Raw genomic sequence first — 18641 nt, forward strand, 5'->3', positions numbered from 1 at the left:
CGCAGGGGATCGGGCATTGGTGTGTGTCGCAGCCCGGTGGACTACTATGCGGCTGGCAAAACCCTCGATATAGCCGCGTGATTAAACTGAAACGGCCTCCAGAAGCGCGCAAATGCGTGGATATGAGGCCCGCGCCGATTTCGGCACCGGCGTCTCCTGTTCAAGATAAGGTTCGATGATGAAGATCGCTATTTTCGGCTTGGGTTATGTCGGCTTCACCGCAGCGTGCTGCATCGCCAGCGAAGGCCATATGGTCGTTGGGATCGATGTGAACGAAGCCAAGGTAAAGAACATCCGCGCCGGAATACCCCCGATTTCCGAACCCGGCGTGCAGGAACTCTTGGCGGACGGCCTTCGCAGCGGCCTGATTCTGGCCGCAACCACGGCGGGCGAACACCTCGATGACTGCGACATGGCGATCGTCTGCGTCGGAACACCAAGTGCGGCCGATGGCGCGCACGACATGCGCTTCATTGCCGACGTCAGCCGACAGATCGCCGCTGCCGTCAATCCGGCACGCGCGCGGCCCCTGACGGTGGCGTATCGCTCGACGATTCGACCCGGAACTATTGAGGGACTGATCGCACCGATCTTTGGCGCCGAGCTCGGCGATGCGGCGAGCAGCGCGATCGAACTGGTCTACAACCCGGAATTCCTGCGCGAGGCGACGGCGGTTCATGATTATTTCAATCCGCCCAAGATCGTCGTCGGCACGGCAGATGCCCTGCCTTCGGCGAACATGGACATACTGCACCAGAACCTGAAGGTGCCGACATTCCATGTCGGTTTTCGCGAAGCCGAGTTGACCAAGTTCGTGGACAATAGTTGGCACGCAATGAAGGTCGCGTACGCGAACGAAGTCGGCCGGGTGTGCATGCGTCTCGGCATCAGTGCCAGCCAGGTGCACGAGATCTTCATCTCCGACACGAAGTTGAACATCTCCCCCTATTACCTGCGTCCAGGCGGAGCGTTCGGCGGCTCCTGCCTGCCCAAGGACGTGCGCGCGCTGCAGCGTATCGCGGCGGACTGTGGTGCCAATACCCATCTGGTCGATTCGCTGTTGCGATCCAACGACGCGCACAAGCGCGAGTTGTTCGAACATGCGACTGCCGGGCTGGCGCCGGGCGCAAGCGTCCTTCTGGTCGGCCTGGCGTTCAAGGCAGAGACGGACGATCTTCGTGAAAGCCCCAATGTCGATCTAGCGCGGATGCTGCTCCAGGCGGGGTATGTCCTTTCGATCTTCGATCCTGCCATCGACGCATCGAAGCTCGCCGGCGCGAATCTCGGCTATGCCTTCATGCAGATCCCCCAACTCGAACAACTGCTGATCGGCCAGACCGAAGCCGAAGCCGGCGACTTCGACCGCGTACTTTCCAGCAACGCGACGATGAAGCAGCTCCGCCTCGCCGACAATTCCCCCGTGGTCGATCTCGGTGCGCTGAAGTGAGCGAGCCGGGGACTGCGGGGACAGCAGAGACGCGCCCTGCGGCGGATGTCACAACGACACGGAGACCGCTGGCCGGACGCAAGGTCCTCATCATCGTCGAGAACCTTCCGCTCCCGTTCGATCGCCGCGTCTGGCAGGAGGCACAAACACTGCGCGACGCCGGAATGACGGTGTCGATCATCTGCCCGAAGGCCAAGGGCTACGAGGCAGCCTATGAAGAACTGGCCGGCATCCACATCTATCGCCACCCATTGCCTTTGGATGCTGGCTCCGCATTCGGATATTTACTCGAATATGGCGCCGCACTGTTCTGGGAAACCGTGCTCGCGTGGAAAATCCTTTTCAAGCACGGCTTCGACGTCATTCAGGGCTGCAACCCGCCCGACCTGATCTTTCTCGTCGCATGGCAGTTCAAGCTGATCGGCAAGAAGTATATTTTCGACCATCACGATATCAATCCCGAACTATACGAGGCGAAGTTCGGAAAGCGCGGCCTCTTCTGGAGGCTTATGGTTCTGTTCGAGCGGCTTACATTCTGGTCCGCCAATGTCGTGATCTGCACCAACAACAGCTATCGTGAAATCGCACTGCGTCGCGGGCGCAAGTCGGAGGCCGACACCTTTGTGGTCCGTTCGGGCCCAGATCTTTCGCGTCTGGAGCGCCGCGCGCCGAACACGTCGCTCAACAACGGGCGCACATACCTTATCGGCTATGTTGGGGTAATGGGTGACCAGGAAGGCATCGACCTTCTGCTTGAGGCGGCACGGCACATCGTTCACGATCTGGGTCGGCAAGATATCCAATTTCGCCTCGTCGGCGGCGGGCCCAGCCTCGACAAGCTCAAGCAACTTGCCACCGAGATGGCTCTTGACAAGTATGTCACCTTCACCGGACGCGTGCCGGACGACGCGCTGTTCGACCTTCTGTCGACGGCTGACGTCTGCGTCAATCCGGATCGGGTAAATCCGATGAACGACCTGTCGACCATGAACAAGATACTGGAATATATGGCATTTTCCAAGGCGATCGTTCAGTTCGACGTCAAGGAGGGACGGTTTAGTGCAGGCGAGGCGTCGCTCTACGCCCGTGCCAACGATGCGGTTGATCTTGCGAATAACATCCTCGCGCTCCTCGCCGATCCGGCACGCGCCGACCAGATGGGGAAGCTGGGTCGATCGCGGGTCGAGAAGCTTTTTGCCTGGCCCCACCAAGTGCCGATCTTGATCTCGGCTTACCGGCGGGCATTGGGACTGTGAATAAGAGCGGCATCGCGCATGGCGATTAGCGACTTCGGTGCCGCGCCTGTCACAGCCGAGAGCGCGCCGCTGTCACCCACCCGCAGTGCGACATTGCGATACCGCACTTCAATCACCTGATTGCCCGGCGTTGCGCGATACGCCCCGAACTTCCAATATCCCGCGCTAGGTTCGCCGACATAGCCCAGCGCGCCGCGATAGCTGGCGACACGGCGGCCGTTCAACCACGCATCCAGCCTGCTGTCGGGCGGCATACCCGCTGTGAAGCGCAGATCGAGGTCATACCACTGATCGGGCACGAACGGTTCCGAGTGCAGGACGATGCGGCGGGACTTGCCCTTGCGAGCTTTGCGATCGGGGGGAACCGTAACCTGAAGCTCGATATTGCCCTTGTTGGTCAGCAAAAGCGCCAGCCAGGGGCCCCAACCACGGTTTCGCGCCGCATGCCACTGACCGATAATCAGCCTGGGTTCCTTGACCGGTATGGCGCTCGCCCGCACCGAATAGCGCTGCTCGGCGGCAACCCCGAAGGGTAGCTTGTGCTGGAAGCTCAGTTCCGACCGCTCGGCGATGCGATCGTTGGCACGGCGCATTCCGGGGACGGCTTTGAATAGATACTCCGGCCCATCGGGGCCATCGGTTATGACGACGGGATTGCGCGGATCCGATTGGAGCCGTGCCTGCCACTGCCCCACCGCAATCTCTTGCGAATGGGCAGCGAACGCGGCCGTCGAGAGTGCGCCGGCAAGAAGGGCGGAAAGAATGCGGATTGTTGTAGCCTCCTGCTTGGCGCCGGACACACGTGACAGGCCGCCCACCACACCGACACACTACCTTCCGGCCGCTATGCGTTGGATTTCCTTATGCTTTTCAGCCTTCCGAACACCATTGTTTTAACCCATCTGCCTTCGCTTGAGAAGAGCCCGCCTGCCAGCAGAAACAAGGCGAACCAGGTCAGGCCGATGCCGCCGCAGCCTATTCCGAGCGTCTCGGCGTCCGGATAGCGATTCGCCCGCAGCCACAAGACAATTACGGTCGTCGGTGCCAGCGCGATAATGGTAGCCACCAGATGACGCAGGTGGATCGAAAACAGCCGCGTCCAAGAACCTGAGATCACCTTGATCCCGAGATGCGCCATCATCAGGAAGTTGAGAGTGATCGCTACCGATACGCCCGCGGCAATCCCGGGCAGCCCCCAGTGCCCCCCCAGCGACGCGCCGACGAACACGGCAAGGGCGTACACCCATTGACGCCAGGCCCGGCGGTAGACACTGCCGCGTGCACGCGTCAGCGAGTCGCAGATCTTGTATCCCGTCCGGAAACACAGGGCGACCGCGAGCAGCTGGAACGGCAGCACCATGCCCTGCCATCTGGTGCCGAGCAGCACCGAGACGATTTCCGGCGCAAGGAGGATGAGCAGGCCACTGAGCGGCATGGTAATCATCGCCACCAGACCCAGCGCGCGTTCATAGGCGAACTGCAAACGCGCAACATCGTTCTGGATCGAAGACATTGCCGGAAACAGCACTCGATCGGCGACCCGCCCGAACAAGGTGCTGGGAACCGTGAGAAACTGATATGCGCGGCCATAAAGGCCCAGGGCGACACTGCCCATTGATACCCCCACCACCACATTGTCGATGGTGAGCGCAGCATAGCTGGCGATATGGGCTAGCGACTGGCCGGCGCCGAAATGGAACAGCTCGCTGAACGGCCGCCGTCGCACCCGCAGCGTGATCAGTGGCGGACGCTGAAGCCAGAGCAACACTGTCCGCATGATCGACTGCGCCAGCAGCGCAACGATCAACGACCAGGCGCCGAACCCGGCCCAAGCGAGACCCACGCCGACAGCTCCATATCCAAGCGCGAAACTTGCAAATTCCGCCGTCGCGAGTCGTTTGAACTGCAGATCGCGCAGAATCAAAGATTCGGACACGATCGCAAGATTGGCGATCGGCAGATAGATCGCGAGGACCCGGATCATCCCGGTCAGCCGTGCCTGATCAAACGCGTCCGCAAGCAGGGGCGCCAGCAGATACAGGATCGCGACCGCGACCAGCCCGATATAAAGGGAAACGGCGAACACCGATTTGATATGGTCATCGCCGATCCGCTCCCGCTGAACCAGCGCAGGCCCCATCCCCACCTGGCTGACTACCCGAGTGAAACCGATGATGATCTGGGCAGCCGTCGCCAGTCCGAACTCGGCTGGCGTCAGCAGCCATACGAGGACTATCAGAACGATCATGCGTGCCGCGGCTTCAGACCCAGTGCCCAGGAACTGCCACACGAAACCGTGCATAGTGCGCTTGGTCAGCGTCTCCTTCGCATGGTCTTGCGATTTTCCCGAAGGAACGTTCATCAGCTACCCGCCCCAAGATCGATGCACGCGTTTAGCCGTTCCGTGATCGACAGCAAGGCCACAGGGTCGCCTGGCCAGCCCGAAAGGATGCCATCGGTTCATTCCAGGCTTGCCGGGCACCCGGCGGACGTTCATATCCGCCGCGGATGGCAGGTTCGGGTCCACCAGGCCCCGGCCAGAGCAGATACGAAAAGCCCGGTCCAGCCGACATTTCCTGCCGCTTGCTCTAGACGTATGCGTTTGTCGCCTTGGGGCGTCCGGGTGGAGATTAGACTTTGAACATGCTCCTTCACGGGTCCTATTTCGGCTATAATTTCGGCGATACGCTCCTGTGCCAGTTGTTCGCTGCCTGGGTGAAGGACGGGCAGCCGGACACTCGGCTAATTCTTCCGCTGGCCAACGCCCGCAATTGCCGAATGATCGGCGCGGACGCACGCGGACCGGCAAACGCCCTGACAGGCGACGCTCTGATATTCGCCGGGGGCGGGTATTTCGGGCAACCGAGTTCGGGACTTAAGCGCTGGACCGCCCGCGCCTATTTGCGGCACATGCTTCTTGCCAACTGGGCGCGCCGCCGTATCCCCTATTGCATTTTGGGTACGGGGGTCGGGCCAGTTTCCAGCGCTCGGATGCAATCGGACCTGGCCAAGCTGTTCGAGGAAGCGGATATTGCGGTGGTCCGAGATCCTGAATCCGCCCAATTCCTGCATGACTGGGGGGTGCGGCGCGAAGTGGAAATCGGCGTCGATGCGGTGGTGACCGCGCAGAAAGAAGAATTGCGACGGAATGCGCATTGGGACCGTTCGGCATTGCCGGTGGTGAAGGGTCCGCTGGTGGCCCTGCATACGGAAGTGCACGCTTCGCCCGAAGAGGTCGGGATGATGGCTGAACTGATCTCCAGACTTTTGACCGAAACCGACTGGCACCTTCTCCTCCTGAGCGATGGCGTGCGGACGGGCAACCGGACAGGCTGGCACGAAAAGGTACCGGTCGATCCTGCCAGCGCCGCACGCGTGACACGGCTGGGGTATGATCGCGATCCACAGAAATTGATCGGTGTGCTCGACGCCGTCGATCTTGTGATCACCACCAAGCTGCACGTCGGCATCGTGCGCTGCGCATTGAACAAGCCCGTCATTTCGATCCCGCGTCACGCCAAGACTCCGCGCTTTTATCGCCAGATGGCTCTGTCCGACTGGTGCGTGAGCGATCCCCGCAACCGCGTCGATCTTGCGATGGAACTCGCGCACGGGTGGGAGAACGGCTTGCGCCCCTCGTTCACTGCGTTCGAAAAGGCGCGCTCGACGGGATTCTATCGGCGTCGCGTGGCATCATTTTGTGATGCCGTAGCATCGCGAGGCTAGCCTGAACGGCTGCGTCCCCTTGACGGTCGGCTGCGGCGGCCTAGACGTTTCCGCGCAGCGCAGCGAAGGCGGCCCGCCGCCCATGAAGGTAGGGTAAGTGAGAACTACAGTCAGCGGCGGGCGGCAGCAGCTTGTCCGGAAAGGTGCGCACCCAGCGGCCCCACGCAGTTTCCGCCGTCCCGCCAACACGCTCCGTCCGGCGCTTTCGGCCGGCCAATTGTTGACGATCCTTGGATTTACCGGCGTCGTTTTCCTGTCGATGATCGCGACCGCATGGACCATCGGCGTGCCCGTGCGATCGCTGGCTGCAGCAGGGCTCATGATCGTCCTTGCCATACTATGTCCCGTCGAAGCGGCGATAGCGGTGCGCCGCCTGAAATGGTTCATGCGAACGGCCCTAGTGGTGACGGCGATCGGCATGCTCGCCTCGGCACTGTCCGGCGACGGTGTTTGGGAGATCATTCAGGCGGCGGTGGAGATCAGCGTTCAGGCGCTAGTACTGATGGTGCTTACTGCAATCGTGGCTGAAATCTGCGGCAGCCGGGCGGTGTTTATGGCGTTTGTCATGGTTATAGGGGTGTCGGCCGTGGTGGCGGTGGCACAGTTCGTCGGGGTCGATGGCGCGTGGGGGCTTCGCGGGGCGATCGCATCCCTGCAAGGTGACGCGTTGGTCCTTCCCAACGACGGGCTCGACGGAAGCGGTATCCGGGCGGTCGGCCTTTCCTATTCAAAGACGATCCTGGGCGCGCAGATCTGTCTCGCTCTTGCCGCTTATTATCTCATGTTTGTGACGCCCCAACCGGACCGCCGGTCGCTTCGGCTGACGCTTTCGCAGCCGCGCGTTGCCATCGGACTGGTTCTGCTGTGCATCGTCGCCTTCGCCAGTGGCAATCGCTCGCCGATCCTTGGCGGGGCGATATTCTTTCTGCTGATCGTGTCGCAGAGCAAGCCGCGCCTCTTCACGATAACGCTGGTCGGTATCGCGACCGTGGCACTGTTGGCAGAACCGGTGCTGTCGCTGTTGCGGGCATCGGGTTCGCGCATTTTCGAAACCAGCGACAACTCCTCGTTGATTCGCGGAACCTTGACGCATTACGGGCTCATGCTGTTCCTGGACAATCCGCTTGGCTATGGCCTTTCATTCGACCCGACGCTTCATGCCGCGGAATTCGTCGCTAGGCTTCACAACGATCCTAATAAATATGCGATATTCCGGTACCCCCTGCACAATTATCTGTTCAGCATAATCAACATCTATGGCGTCCTGATACTAGGCGTCGCCTTCTGGGTTTGGGATCTGATCAGGCGCAATTTGAGTGTTTTCATCATATTTACGCCCTATGTGATACATATCATGTTTCACAATTCCGGACCATTTTATCAGAACGAGATTTTCTTCTGGTTGGTGGCAGGCGCCCTGCCGAAATTGGTCGACGAATGTCGACGCGAGGCGAGACGTGCCCTGCAGGGGCCGTCACGATCGGGAGAGCCAAATCGCGGGCCCGTGGATGACCGCGACCAGCGCGCTTCTGGATTGAACTGGGGGCGCGCCGCTCCAACGCGGGTATAGATTGGTCGACGTGGCACAATATCTCTTCATCGTCGGGCTTCCCCGATCGGGAACGAAGCTTCTTCGCGATCTGTTGAAAAATCACAGCAAGATCGCGATCCTGGCTAACGAAACCGATCTCTATCCTGTGTTTCGCGATTTCTTCACGAGGAAGCGCGGTGAGGACTGGTTCGAACTGCTGTGGCAGCAGGTCGGCGAGAGCAAGTTCTTCATCCGCCGCAATAATGCCGGCGATCCGATCGATCCGGCTCACTGGAAATCGCTTTGCCCGTCGGCGACCGCTGCGGGGGCGATGAAGGGGCTGATACTGGCCTCGATCGATCGCACCGGCGACGAAATCATCCTTGGCGACAAATCCCCCCTGCATATCACGTGCGTCCGAGAAATCCTCGGCGATTTCCCTGACGCCAAGGTACTGCACATCGTGCGCGACGGCAGGGAAGTCGCGCTTTCCGCCATCCAGGCCTGGAAAAAGGATCCGCTGCGCGCGATACAGCAGTGGACCGATGCAGTGATGTCGGCTCACCATGCCGGTTCCGCCGTCCCCGATCGGTTCCTGACGTTGCGCTTCGAAGATCTGAAGAGCAATCCTACGAGGACGCTGGAAGCAGCCTGCGCCTTTCTTGGGCTTGAATATGAGCCGGGCATGGCAGACTTGAAGGGCAGCGCCGAAGGCCTGGGACGCGCCAGGGGCAAGACGCAGGTCATGAACCTGCCAGACCGAGCCGAAAGCCTGGGGCCGCGCCAGCTGAAGCGAATGGAAGAGATCTTCGTCCCCGCATCCCGCTTGTACGGGTATGCGCTCAAGACGAGCGCCCGGCGCGAACGCCGATTGTCCGCAATCCAAATGCAGCTGCGACGGGTCATGGACATCCCCGGTGTCGTGCGGTTCCACATCCGCCAGTTCGGCTGGATCGAGGGCACGCGATACGTCTTGCGCAAATGACTGGCACGAACACGGCGGGTCACGCGTCTTTGGGCTCTAAGCACGATCGGGAAAATCCGATGACGTCCAGCCGCCCGCGCTTGTCGGTACTGGTGGTGGCTCATGCCGGCCATGTCACTGGCGGGGTGAACAATTTCCTGCGGATCATGCGAAGTTGCTATCGCGACCGGGTCGACGCATCGCGGTTCATCAACGGCGGGCGCAAAGGTGAGATGGGCGCGCTGTCGGCTATGCGCCGCATGCTCCGCGACTATGCCCGGTTCGGCATGTTGCTGCTTCGCCGCAGGTTCGACGTGCTGCACGTCAATCCGTCGCTCGATCGCAGCTCGCTACCGCGCGAGCTGCTGTTCATATGGATCGCCAGGCTATTGCGGCCGGGCATCAGGGCATTGATATTCTATCGCGGCTGGGACTGGCGAGCCCTTGAATCGATCCGGGCGTCGCGGTGGCAAAGCTGGCTGTTCGTCAAGACCAACTTCAAGGCCGATCGCATTCTGGTGCTTTCAACCAGTTTCAAGGACGCGCTGCGCGATCTGGGCGTGAATCCGGACAGGATTCATGTAAGTTCCACCATGTTTGAGGCAAAGCTGTTTACCGGCGTGCCCGAGCCCGCGCGGGTGGACCGCCAGGCCCTGTTGTTCCTGTCGCGCTTCATCCCTGCAAAGGGGGGAATCCAGACGATCGAGGCGTTCGCCGATCTGGCCAGCGAATTCGCTGGATGGCGTCTGATCATGGCTGGCGACGGGCCGGAGCGCGGCGCGCTGGAAGCCAGGGTCGCCGCGCTCGGCATAGGAACAAGGGTGTCGTTCACCGGCTATGTCAGCCACGGTGACAAGGCGGATCTACTGATGCGGTCTGCCATCTTCGTGCTGCCCACCGCCCATCCCGAGGGAATGCCTAACGCGATCCTGGAAGCGATGGCGGCCGGGCATGTCATCATCACCACCCCCGTCGGCGGCATTCCCGATATCGTCTCGGACGACGTCAACGGCGTGATCCTGCCCGATCCGAGCCGCGCCGCAGTGGCTGCGGCAATTCGCCGCTATGTCGCCGATCCCGCGCTGCTCGCCGAAACATCGCGTAACAATCGCGAAAAGGCATGGACGCTTTGGGAATCGTCGATTGTGTCCGGTCGCATGGCCGATCATTATGAGGCGATCGCAGGCAGCCAGGCGCGAAACCAAGCCCCGCCCAATTCCATCTCCGCTGCGAAGTGACGCCGCCACGCGGCTTGTCGCGCCCTAGGCGGAACGGATTGATGCGACCCGGTGACTGCTGAACCGCTTTCGCCAATTGCGCGTGTAGTGCGTCGACACGGAATACGCCGCAGCACTCAATATCAGGGTCAGTATTATCGACAACGACGCGGTGATCGGCGCAGGCAGCACCAGTAGGAGCACCAGGGCTCGCGCATGCAGGTGCCAGAGATACATCTCATAGCTGATCCGCCCCAAGAACCGAAATGCAGAACGCTCGGTAACCCATCGCAGCAGTCCTAGCCGGGTGTCGAAGAGGACGACGTTTGCGATGAGGAACAGGCCAAGTCCCTGCATGGAATAACACAGCACGCTCTGGGTAAGGTCGTCTCGCAGCAACAGGCTGGCGCAGATCAGCGCTCCTCCCCCCCCCGCTATCCAGTATTGCCGCAGCCGACCAACCCAAGGTTGCCATTTCGAATCCGCGAGCATGGCCGTCAAAAGACAACCCCACGCCAGCGAGTCAAATCGGGTGACCGTAAAATAGTAGTTGAACGACTCATGCCCTTCCAACGTGAGGAAGACCATGAAACGCAGCATCAATGGCATCGTGACCAATAGCGCGAATATCAAGATGCGATGTCCCGAACCCCTGACCAGCAAGAGCAGCAGTGGTATGAGCAGATAGAAATGTTCTTCGATCGCCAATGACCATAACAGGCCATATCCCGGAACACCTTCAGGCCATCCGAAAAGGTCGCGGCCGATGTTGTAAAAGTTGCCAAGATACAAGAATGCTGCGGTAATTCTCGGCCAGACCAATTCCTCAGGCGCAATAAGAGAGTATAGGGTCAGGGTCGGAATCGCCATGATGACCAGCGGCGGGGTCAGGCGCAGGAAGCGGCGAATATAGAATCGGGAAACCGAGAGGCCTTCGCGACATTCTGCCAAGAGCAATCGCGATATGAGAAAACCGCTGATGAAGAAGAAGATGGTGACGCCGAAACCACCGGGAATGAACCTGGAAACATCGAAATGCGCCGTTATCACGAGCAGGACGGCGACCATTCGCGCGAAATCGAGCACGGGAACATGGCCGAACTCGGCACGCTGCGAAGGAGCCGGCACTTCCGGACGTCGCGTCATGACGGTCAGCGGCCACCATCGGCAGCAGGCCGAATGACCATCACGAAATCGGATTCCAGCATGTTGCGCCCGCTCACCGAACTGCCGATCCGCGCCGCCATGTCATAAGCCAGGCCCAGCAATGGAACCGTCTTCTTGAGCTTTCCGCGCTTGCTTCGCTCGTACGTCCGGAAATACAGCAGCTCATGCCCTGCCTTGGCGATAAGGTCCGCAAGCCGATCAGGACTGATATCGGCATGATGAACCGTAGGGAACGGCGCGCGTCCCGGTTCACCGGCGTGGGGTTTCTTGAAGATATGGCGATAGACCCAGACGTGGAAACTGTGCGGTGTCAGGCGCGTGACCAGCGCCTGGAGCGAATAGCGGCTCGGGCCGGCTAGGATAACGATACCGCCCGGAACGACCGCCGCCAGGAGCTTGCGGACTACTTTCCATGGATCAGCGAGATGTTCGATCACGTCCCAGGCCACCGCTGCGTCGAACCGCGCGACGCCAAGATCGACTTCGTGAAGGTCGCCCAGTATCTTTTCGTCGGCGATGTTGCGTTCCAGCTGCTCCGGCGAGATATCGACCACGGTCAGCACCGGAACCACCTCGGTCGGAATTCGAGAAAGCGACCCCCCGCCAGCGTCGAGCAGTCGAAAGCTGGATCGTCCCTCCTGCCATTCGGAAATGACGGTGCGCAGCTCGGCTTCCATTTCATCCCGCGCGGTGGTGCGCATATGTCTAATCCTCCGACAGGCTGCACCGCATCGATCGATGCGGATACAATGGCCCTGGTGCAGCGCAAAAACGCCTTGCAGAAGTGTCATCGGCGGTCAACGCCGTGACGGGGCTCGATGGTCGGCTGACCGGAATGGACGTAACAGCACCACAGTCGATAGCGTGGCGCCGGTCAGATGCCTCAGCCCGGCGTCGCTGCGGCGACGAATGTTCGCTGGCGCGATATAGTCCGTCTGCCTAGACCGTGGCATGGACACCGTCACAGCCTATCAGGGGCTTATCGCCGGCATTGTCACCGACACCGGTTGGGACAATCGATTTCTGCACCTCAATGCCGGCCTGCTCGTGCTGTTCATTGCACGCCTGGCCACCAGACGGCCGCTGGCCACGATGATGCCGCTTGCCGTGGTCATCGTCGCAGAATTGGCGAACGAGGTGATGGATCGGCTCAATGAGGGATCGTGGCGGCTGCCGGACACCGCCCAGGATATTTGGATCACGCTGTTCTGGCCGGTTTGCCTGTCCCTGGCAGCATGGGTGCGGACGGCGTGGCCGGGGCTTGTCAATCACAGCCCCGACGAGCGACCAGGGCAGGTAGCATCCCTGACGACGCATCCAGCGCTTTCCGCTGCGTCCGTGAAATCGCGCGGGACGATTGCCGCATGCGGAGCGCTTTTGGTGGTCGTTGCCGCAGCGATCGAGATAACCGAAATCGGTGGACCACCCGTCACCGGCCCCCGAGGCCTCCCCCGCGACAAAGCGACATATCTTGCCCAGGCGGAGAAGCGCTTCGAAAAGCTCGACACCAATGACGACCAGCTGGTCAGTCCAGAGGAAATCGAGGCCCGCAGGGCCACGTTACCCTGCAATTGCTCTGGTCGATAAGGCACTGACGGCGGCGTGCATGTCTGGTCCGCTTGAACGACAGGGGAGCATGCGACGCCCGCGTCGGGCCGCCACACAAAAAACGGCTTTCCCCCGCTCAACTAGCCGCTATTCAATGGCTTCCAGCGCGATACGCCAGCCCTGCGCATGGCCTGTCGAGCCTCCCCGCCCAACCTGGAGCGCAGCAGCATGTCCGACGCCGAGAGTTCCAATCCCACGTCGGAACTCCCGGCCCATCGCCGCCCGCGATCGACGCTGACCAAGGCAGGTTTCTCGGGCACCGACGACATTTTCTTCGCCGCGGTCGAGATGACGCGGATGCCGATGATCGTCACCGATCCGCATCGCGAAGACAATCCGATCGTGTTCGCCAACGCCGCGTTCGTGCAGATGACCGGGTATGACATCAACGACCTGCTCGGGCGAAACTGCCGGTTCCTGCAGGGGGCGGATACCGATCCGACCGCGGTTGGCCAGATTCGCGAAGCGGTGGCCAACCGTTCGCAGGTCGCGGTCGAAATCATCAACTACAAGAAGGACGGGTCGGCGTTCTGGAACGCGCTCTACATCGCGCCGGTGTTCAGCAACGATGGCGATCTCGTCTACTTCTTCGCGTCGCAGCTCGATGTATCGCGGCGCCGCGACGCCGAGGAGGCGCTGCGCCAGGCGCAGAAGATGGAAGCGGTCGGCCAGCTGACCGGCGGCATCGCGCATGATTTCAACAATATGCTGACGGTGGTGCTCGGCAATCTCGACGGCGTGCTCGAACAGGAGACGTTGAGCGAGCGCGGGCGCAAGCGGATCACGCGTGCGATCGAAGGCGGGCGCCGCGCCGAACAGCTTACCCAGCAGCTGCTGGCCTTCGCCCGCAAGCAGCGGCTCGAAGGGCGGCCGACCAATCTCAACGGGCTGATCGCGTCGCTGCGCGAATTCCTGGCGCGCACGCTGGGATCGAATTTCGAGATCGAGACGCGGTTCGCGGGCGACCTGTGGACGTGCAAAGTCGATCCGGTGCAGACCGAAGTGGCGCTGCTCAACATCCTGATCAACGCGCGCGATGCGATGGCGGATGGCGGGCGCGTCGTGATCGAAACTGCCAACCGCTACCTGTCCGAGGACGACGCGCGCTCGCACGGCGACGTGCGGCCCGGATCGTACGTGACCCTGTCGATCACCGACAATGGCGAGGGCATCCCGGCCGACGTGATGCCGCGTGTGCTCGAGCCGTTCTTCACCACCAAGGACGTCGGCAAGGGTTCGGGCATGGGACTGAGCATGGTCTATGGCTTCATGCGCCAGACCGGGGGCTATGTCCGCATCTACAGTGAGGTCGGGGTAGGCACCACCGTGCGGCTGTATTTCCCGGCGCTCGAAGGCACGCAGGCGGATGCGCCGACCAAGACGAAGACGGCGGCGGTGCGCGGCGGGTCCGAAAGCGTGCTGGTGGTCGAGGACAATCCCGATGTGCGCGAACTGGCCACCGGCATCCTCACCGATTTCGGGTATCGCGTGACTGCTGCCGAGGACGGTGCGCAGGCGCTGGAAATCCTCGAGGGCGCGCAGCGCTTCGACCTGTTGTTCACCGACCTGGTGATGCCGGGCGGAATCAACGGCGTGACCCTGGCGCGGGCAGCGCGGGAAAGCCAGCCGCGGCTCAAGATCCTGTTGACCACCGGCTATGCCGAGGCGGGGCTGGCGAGCGACGTCCCCGACCTGACCGGCGAGTTCGAGCTTATCAACAAGCCCTATCGCCGGTCGGACCTGGCACAGAAGGTGCGCCGCATCCTCGACGGCGCCTCGGGCGTTTGAGCCGCGGCACGCGGCCGCTCCTGACCGTCAGGCGAGCGCGCCGAGCGCCTTTTCGACGCCGTCCATCGTGAACGGCTTGGCCAGCACCGGTCGGTCGCGATGCGCATCGGCCAGCGTGTCGCCGCCGGTGGCGACGACGAACGGGATGCCCGCGGCGGCCAGCGCGTCGGCGACCGGCCAGCTTTTTTCCCCGCCGCGCAGATTGACGTCGAGGATCGCCGCGTCGATGCCGCCCTGCTCAATCGCCGCGAGCGCAGCGGCGACGCAGTCGGCGGTTCCGGCTACCTCCCGGTCGAGCGCGTCGAGGAAATCCTCGAGCATCATGGCGATCAGGGGTTCGTCCTCGACCAGGAGGATGCGGCGTAAGCTACTCATAAGCGGCGTGCCTTGCACGGCTTGGCCCGGTTAGCCAAGCATCATTTCGCTGCCAGCACGTCTCGCGCCGCCTCGGCCAGTTGCTGTACCGAAAACGGCTTGGGCAGGAAGGCGACGTTGTCGAGGTCGATCGACTTGCGCAGCTGTTCCTCGGCATAGCCCGACATGAACAGGATCGGCAGATCGGGATAGCGCTCGCGCACATGGCGGACCATCGTCGGCCCGTCCATCGACGGCATCACCACGTCGGAGATCAGCAGGTCGGGACGCTCGCAGGTCTCGAGCAGTTCGAGCGCGGCTTCACCATTCTCGGCAGCGATCACCGTATAGCCCTGGCGCACCAGCGCGCGTTCGGCGACGGCGCGGACCATGTCCTCGTCCTCGACCAGCAGCACCAGCCCGGTGCCCCACGTATCAGCCTTGGGCCGGGCTGCGAGCGGTGCGGGCTTCGCCGCCGGCGCGGCGGCGTGGACCGGCAGGAAGATGGTGAACACCGCCCCGCCCCCCGGCGGCGATTCGGCGAAGATATAGCCGCCCGACTGCTTGATGATGCCGTACACCGTCGACAGGCCGAGCCCTGTGCCCTTGCCGACTTCCTTGGTGGTGAAGAACGGCTCCCAGATCTTGGGCAGCACGTCCGCGGGAATGCCGGTGCCGGTGTCGGAAATGCGCAGCGCCGAATAGTCGCCGACCGGCAGCACCTCGTCATCCATCTGGCGGACCTGCGAGGCCGAAATCGCCAGCGTCTCGATCGTCACGGTGCCGCCGCCCGAGGGATTGGCGGCGAGCATCGCGTCGCGCGCGTTGACCGCCAGGTTCACGACAACCTGTTCGAGCTGGCCGGGATCGGCGCGTACCGAACCGAGGCTGCGGCCGTGGCGGACCTCGAGCGCGACGGTTTCGCCGAGCAGCCGCTTCAGGAGGTTCGAGACTTCGGAGATGATGTCGGGCAGCTGGAGCACTTGTGGGCGCAGCGTCTGCTGGCGCGAGAAGGCGAGCAGCTGGCGAGTCAGGCTGGCGGCGCGGTTCGAATTGATGCGCACCTGCTGGATATCGTCGTAATCGCTATCGCCGGGGGTGTGGCGCATCAGCATCAGGTCGCAATGGCCGATGATCGCGGTCAGGATGTTGTTGAAATCGTGCGCGACGCCCCCCGCCAGCTGGCCCACCGCCTGCATCTTGGTCGCCTGCGCGACCTGACGCTTGAGCTTGCCCTCCTCGCCCGAATCCTTGAGCCCGATCAGCACCGCCGCATCGCCCAGCCCGCGGGCACCGGTCAGGGTGAGCGCGATCGCCTCGTCGGGACGGTCGGCGAGGCGCACGGTCATGTCGGCGCTGTGCTGCGCGCCGCCGCCGAAGCGGCGGATCGCGTCGGCAAGCGGCGCCTTGTCCTCGCGCACGACGATATCGCCTGGATAGAGCGGCGGCGCCGCGACCTTGACCCCGACCGCCTGGACGAAGGCGTCGTTCATGTGCACCAGCCGCCCGTCACGCCCGACCAGCGCGAGCCCGAACGGCAGCAGCGACACCAGCGCGTGGATTTGGCTCGCAGCGCTGCCGCCGACCACCGGCGCGGCGATCGCACCGCCCTCCTCGTCGAGCAGCGCGATCAGGATCGGCGCGCCGTCGCCGTCCAGCAGCGGCACCTCGACGAGGCGCAGCGGCACCGCATCGTCGCCCTCGCGCTCGAAGCGGATACGGCCGGCGCCGTCGGTGACGAGGAAGCGGGCGAAATCGCGCCCGTCGATCGCGGCTTCCTCATGCCCCATCGCGCGCAGGCGGAACACGCGGTTGGCGGCGCGCACGCGGCCCTCGGGCGTCACGAGCACCGTCATGATCCCGGCGGCGGCGAGCCGGTCGCCGGTCGCGCCGGCGATCGCTTCGGCAAGGTCGCTGCCAGACGCTTTGGCCGGATCGGCGGCGAACCGCCACACCAGCATGTCGTCGCCGGCACGCGTGACGGAAACGTCGATCTGGCCGGCCTCGCCGGTCAGCCCGGGCGCACTGGCGCTGCCGTCACGCCACGCCGCGCGTCCGGCGGCACCGAGCGCGGCGATGCCGGCATCGCCGACCGCGAGATTGGGGGGTGTCGGAAACTCGCCGAACAGCGCTTCATAGGCGTCGTTGGCGCAGACCAGCCGCCCCGAGCGATCGGTTACCGCCAATGCATCGGGCGATGCCGCCGCAAGTGCGCGCGCGACAGACCAGTCGATCACCGCTTCCGTCGCGGGAGCCTGGCGTGCGAACCGCACGGCACTGGCGATGCCGCCCGCAACGATCAGCCCCGTGGCCAGCGCTCCGGCGGCGATGGCGAGGTCGCCGAGCAGCCACAGCATCGCCAACGCCGCCGCCACCGCCGCCAGCACCGCGATCGCGATCGGCTGCCCGAGCGGCGATGCGGGTGCGGTCGGCGTCACGACGGGCGATTGCGAAGCCATATCGCCTGATTGCGGGATGCCCGGCGGGTGCGTCAAGCGGCGCTGCGCGGGGTGGACCAGGCTCACGCCGAGTGGCGGTGGCGCAGCCGCCATTTCGCCGCCATGCGCAGCCGCCAGACCCACACGGCCACGACATAGCCGACCACTGCGCTGACCAGCGCGATCAGCGTCAGTCCGATCAGCAGCGCCGGCGCGGCTTCGGAAAACAGCCAGCCGATCCATTCTCCGACGCCCGCATGCGCATCGACCAGCGCCATGAACCCCGATGCGTCGGCGCTGCGCCCGAGCAGGAAATTGCCGAGATAGACCGACGCATAGAGGATGAACGGCGTCGTCGCCGGATTGCTCAGAAAGGTCATCGCCGCGGCGACCGGGACATTGGCGCGGAACGGCAGCGCCAGCAGTGCCGCGCCGGCTATCTGCAATCCGGGGATCATAAGGAAGATGCCGACGAATACGCCAAGCGCCGTTCCGCGCGGTACCGACCGGCGGGTGAAGCGCCACAATTCCGGCGCGAGCACGCGATGCGCGACCGGGCGCAGGAAGCGGCTGCTTTCGAGTTGCTCACGCGTCGGGAATTGCGACACGATCCAGCGTGTCAGGCGGTCCTTGTCCCTGGCCATCTCAGGCAGCCATGTCAGCCGCGGTCACGCAGCAGCCGCTGCGCATCGCGTTTCCACTCGCGTTCCTTGATATGCTCGCGCTTGTCGTGGTCCTTGCGGCCCTTGGCGAGCGCCAGCTCGACCTTGGCGCGGCCCTGGCCGTTGAAGTAGACGGTGAGCGGGACGAGCGTCATCCCCTCGCGCGCGACCGCGCCATGCAGCTTGGTGATCTCGCGTTCGCGCAGCAGCAACTTGCGGGGCCGCTTGGGTTCGTGATTGAAGCGGTTGCCGTGGCTGAACTCCGGGATGTTGGCGTTGACCAGCCACACCTCGCTGCCCTTCACCTCGGCATAGCTTTCGGCGATCGAGCCCTCGCCCGAGCGCAGGCTCTTCACCTCGGTCCCGGTCAACGCGATGCCCGCCTCATACACCGTGTCGATGGCATATTCGAACCGCGCGCGCCGGTTCTCGGCGACGGTCTTGACCTTGTCGAACAGGGAATGGCGGGGACGCGACATCAGC

Annotated in this window: 16 protein-coding genes; 8 read left to right on the top strand and 8 right to left on the bottom strand. The window is 63.0% G+C overall.

The window, feature by feature from the left end:
- The first annotated feature begins 175 nt into the window (after positions 1–175).
- Both FHY50_RS06030 and FHY50_RS06035 read left to right on the top strand, forming a co-directional pair.
- On the top strand, positions 176–1447 hold the full coding sequence (locus FHY50_RS06030; RefSeq protein ID WP_243846737.1) for a nucleotide sugar dehydrogenase: 1272 nt from the start codon (positions 176–178) through the stop codon (positions 1445–1447).
- Positions 1444–2703 (top strand): glycosyltransferase family 4 protein, encoded by a 1260-nt coding sequence (locus FHY50_RS06035; RefSeq protein ID WP_140047608.1) that lies wholly within the window; start codon positions 1444–1446, stop codon positions 2701–2703. Before FHY50_RS06030 ends, FHY50_RS06035 begins: the two co-directional genes overlap by 4 nt.
- Here FHY50_RS06035 and FHY50_RS06040 read toward each other — a convergent pair.
- Together FHY50_RS06040 and FHY50_RS06045 are read right to left on the bottom strand one after the other, a co-directional pair.
- Positions 2679–3524, bottom strand: coding sequence for a heparin lyase I family protein (locus FHY50_RS06040; protein WP_140047609.1), 846 nt, complete (start codon positions 3522–3524; stop codon positions 2679–2681). The two genes, FHY50_RS06035 and FHY50_RS06040, sit on opposite strands and share 25 nt — an antisense overlap.
- 23 nt (positions 3525–3547) lie before the next feature.
- Positions 3548–5065, bottom strand: coding sequence for a lipopolysaccharide biosynthesis protein (locus FHY50_RS06045; RefSeq protein ID WP_140047610.1), 1518 nt, complete (start codon positions 5063–5065; stop codon positions 3548–3550).
- A gap of 281 nt (positions 5066–5346) precedes the next feature.
- Between FHY50_RS06045 and FHY50_RS06050 the strand changes: the two genes are divergently transcribed.
- The 4 genes from FHY50_RS06050 (at position 5347) to FHY50_RS06065 (ending at position 10162) form a co-directional block, all read left to right on the top strand.
- Positions 5347–6429, top strand: a complete 1083-nt coding sequence (locus FHY50_RS06050; protein WP_140047611.1) for a polysaccharide pyruvyl transferase family protein — start codon at positions 5347–5349, stop codon at positions 6427–6429.
- Between the two features lie 217 nt (positions 6430–6646).
- Positions 6647–7999, top strand: coding sequence for an O-antigen ligase family protein (locus FHY50_RS06055; RefSeq protein ID WP_140047612.1), 1353 nt, complete (start codon positions 6647–6649; stop codon positions 7997–7999).
- Positions 8000–8009: 10 nt separating this feature from the next.
- Complete coding sequence (locus FHY50_RS06060) at positions 8010–8945, top strand: sulfotransferase family protein (protein ID WP_244935359.1); 936 nt, start codon at positions 8010–8012, stop codon at positions 8943–8945.
- Positions 8946–9004: 59 nt separating this feature from the next.
- Positions 9005–10162 carry a glycosyltransferase family 4 protein gene (locus tag FHY50_RS06065; RefSeq protein WP_166745519.1) on the top strand — a complete coding sequence of 386 codons (1158 nt, stop codon included), beginning with the start codon at positions 9005–9007 and terminating at the stop codon, positions 10160–10162.
- Between the two features lie 24 nt (positions 10163–10186).
- On the opposite strand, the gene FHY50_RS06070 is transcribed toward FHY50_RS06065, so the two are convergent.
- Together FHY50_RS06070 and FHY50_RS06075 are read right to left on the bottom strand one after the other, a co-directional pair.
- Positions 10187–11287 (bottom strand): acyltransferase family protein, encoded by a 1101-nt coding sequence (locus FHY50_RS06070; RefSeq protein ID WP_140047615.1) that lies wholly within the window; start codon positions 11285–11287, stop codon positions 10187–10189.
- A 5-nt stretch (positions 11288–11292) separates the two neighbouring features.
- Positions 11293–12009 (bottom strand): class I SAM-dependent methyltransferase, encoded by a 717-nt coding sequence (locus FHY50_RS06075; protein ID WP_166745520.1) that lies wholly within the window; start codon positions 12007–12009, stop codon positions 11293–11295.
- Between the two features lie 250 nt (positions 12010–12259).
- On the opposite strand from FHY50_RS06075, the gene FHY50_RS06080 reads away from it, so the two are divergent.
- A complete protein-coding gene (locus FHY50_RS06080) occupies positions 12260–12895 on the top strand; it encodes a hypothetical protein (RefSeq protein ID WP_140047617.1) in 636 nt (211 codons plus the stop codon).
- Positions 12896–13084: 189 nt separating this feature from the next.
- Entirely contained in the window at positions 13085–14704 is a 1620-nt protein-coding gene (locus tag FHY50_RS06085; RefSeq protein WP_140047618.1) for a histidine kinase famiy protein, read from the top strand.
- Between the two features lie 27 nt (positions 14705–14731).
- Here FHY50_RS06085 and FHY50_RS06090 read toward each other — a convergent pair whose 3' ends face one another.
- From FHY50_RS06090 to smpB, 4 genes are all read right to left on the bottom strand, one after another.
- Positions 14732–15079, bottom strand: a complete 348-nt coding sequence (locus tag FHY50_RS06090; RefSeq protein ID WP_140047619.1) for a response regulator — start codon at positions 15077–15079, stop codon at positions 14732–14734.
- Positions 15080–15120: 41 nt separating this feature from the next.
- The gene (locus FHY50_RS06095; protein WP_140231063.1) at positions 15121–17517 is read right to left on the bottom strand and encodes a response regulator; all 2397 of its coding nucleotides are present in this window, start codon (positions 17515–17517) and stop codon (positions 15121–15123) included.
- Positions 17518–17579: 62 nt separating this feature from the next.
- On the bottom strand, positions 17580–18140 hold the full coding sequence (locus FHY50_RS06100; protein ID WP_140047620.1) for a DUF2062 domain-containing protein: 561 nt from the start codon (positions 18138–18140) through the stop codon (positions 17580–17582).
- A 14-nt stretch (positions 18141–18154) separates the two neighbouring features.
- Positions 18155–18637, bottom strand: a complete 483-nt coding sequence (gene smpB, locus FHY50_RS06105; protein WP_140047621.1) for an SsrA-binding protein SmpB — start codon at positions 18635–18637, stop codon at positions 18155–18157.
- Between the last annotated feature and the right edge of the window lie 4 nt (positions 18638–18641).

This window comes from Sphingomonas japonica, from assembly GCF_006346325.1.
In the GTDB taxonomy this organism is placed as follows: Bacteria; Pseudomonadota; Alphaproteobacteria; order Sphingomonadales; family Sphingomonadaceae; genus Sphingomonas; species Sphingomonas japonica.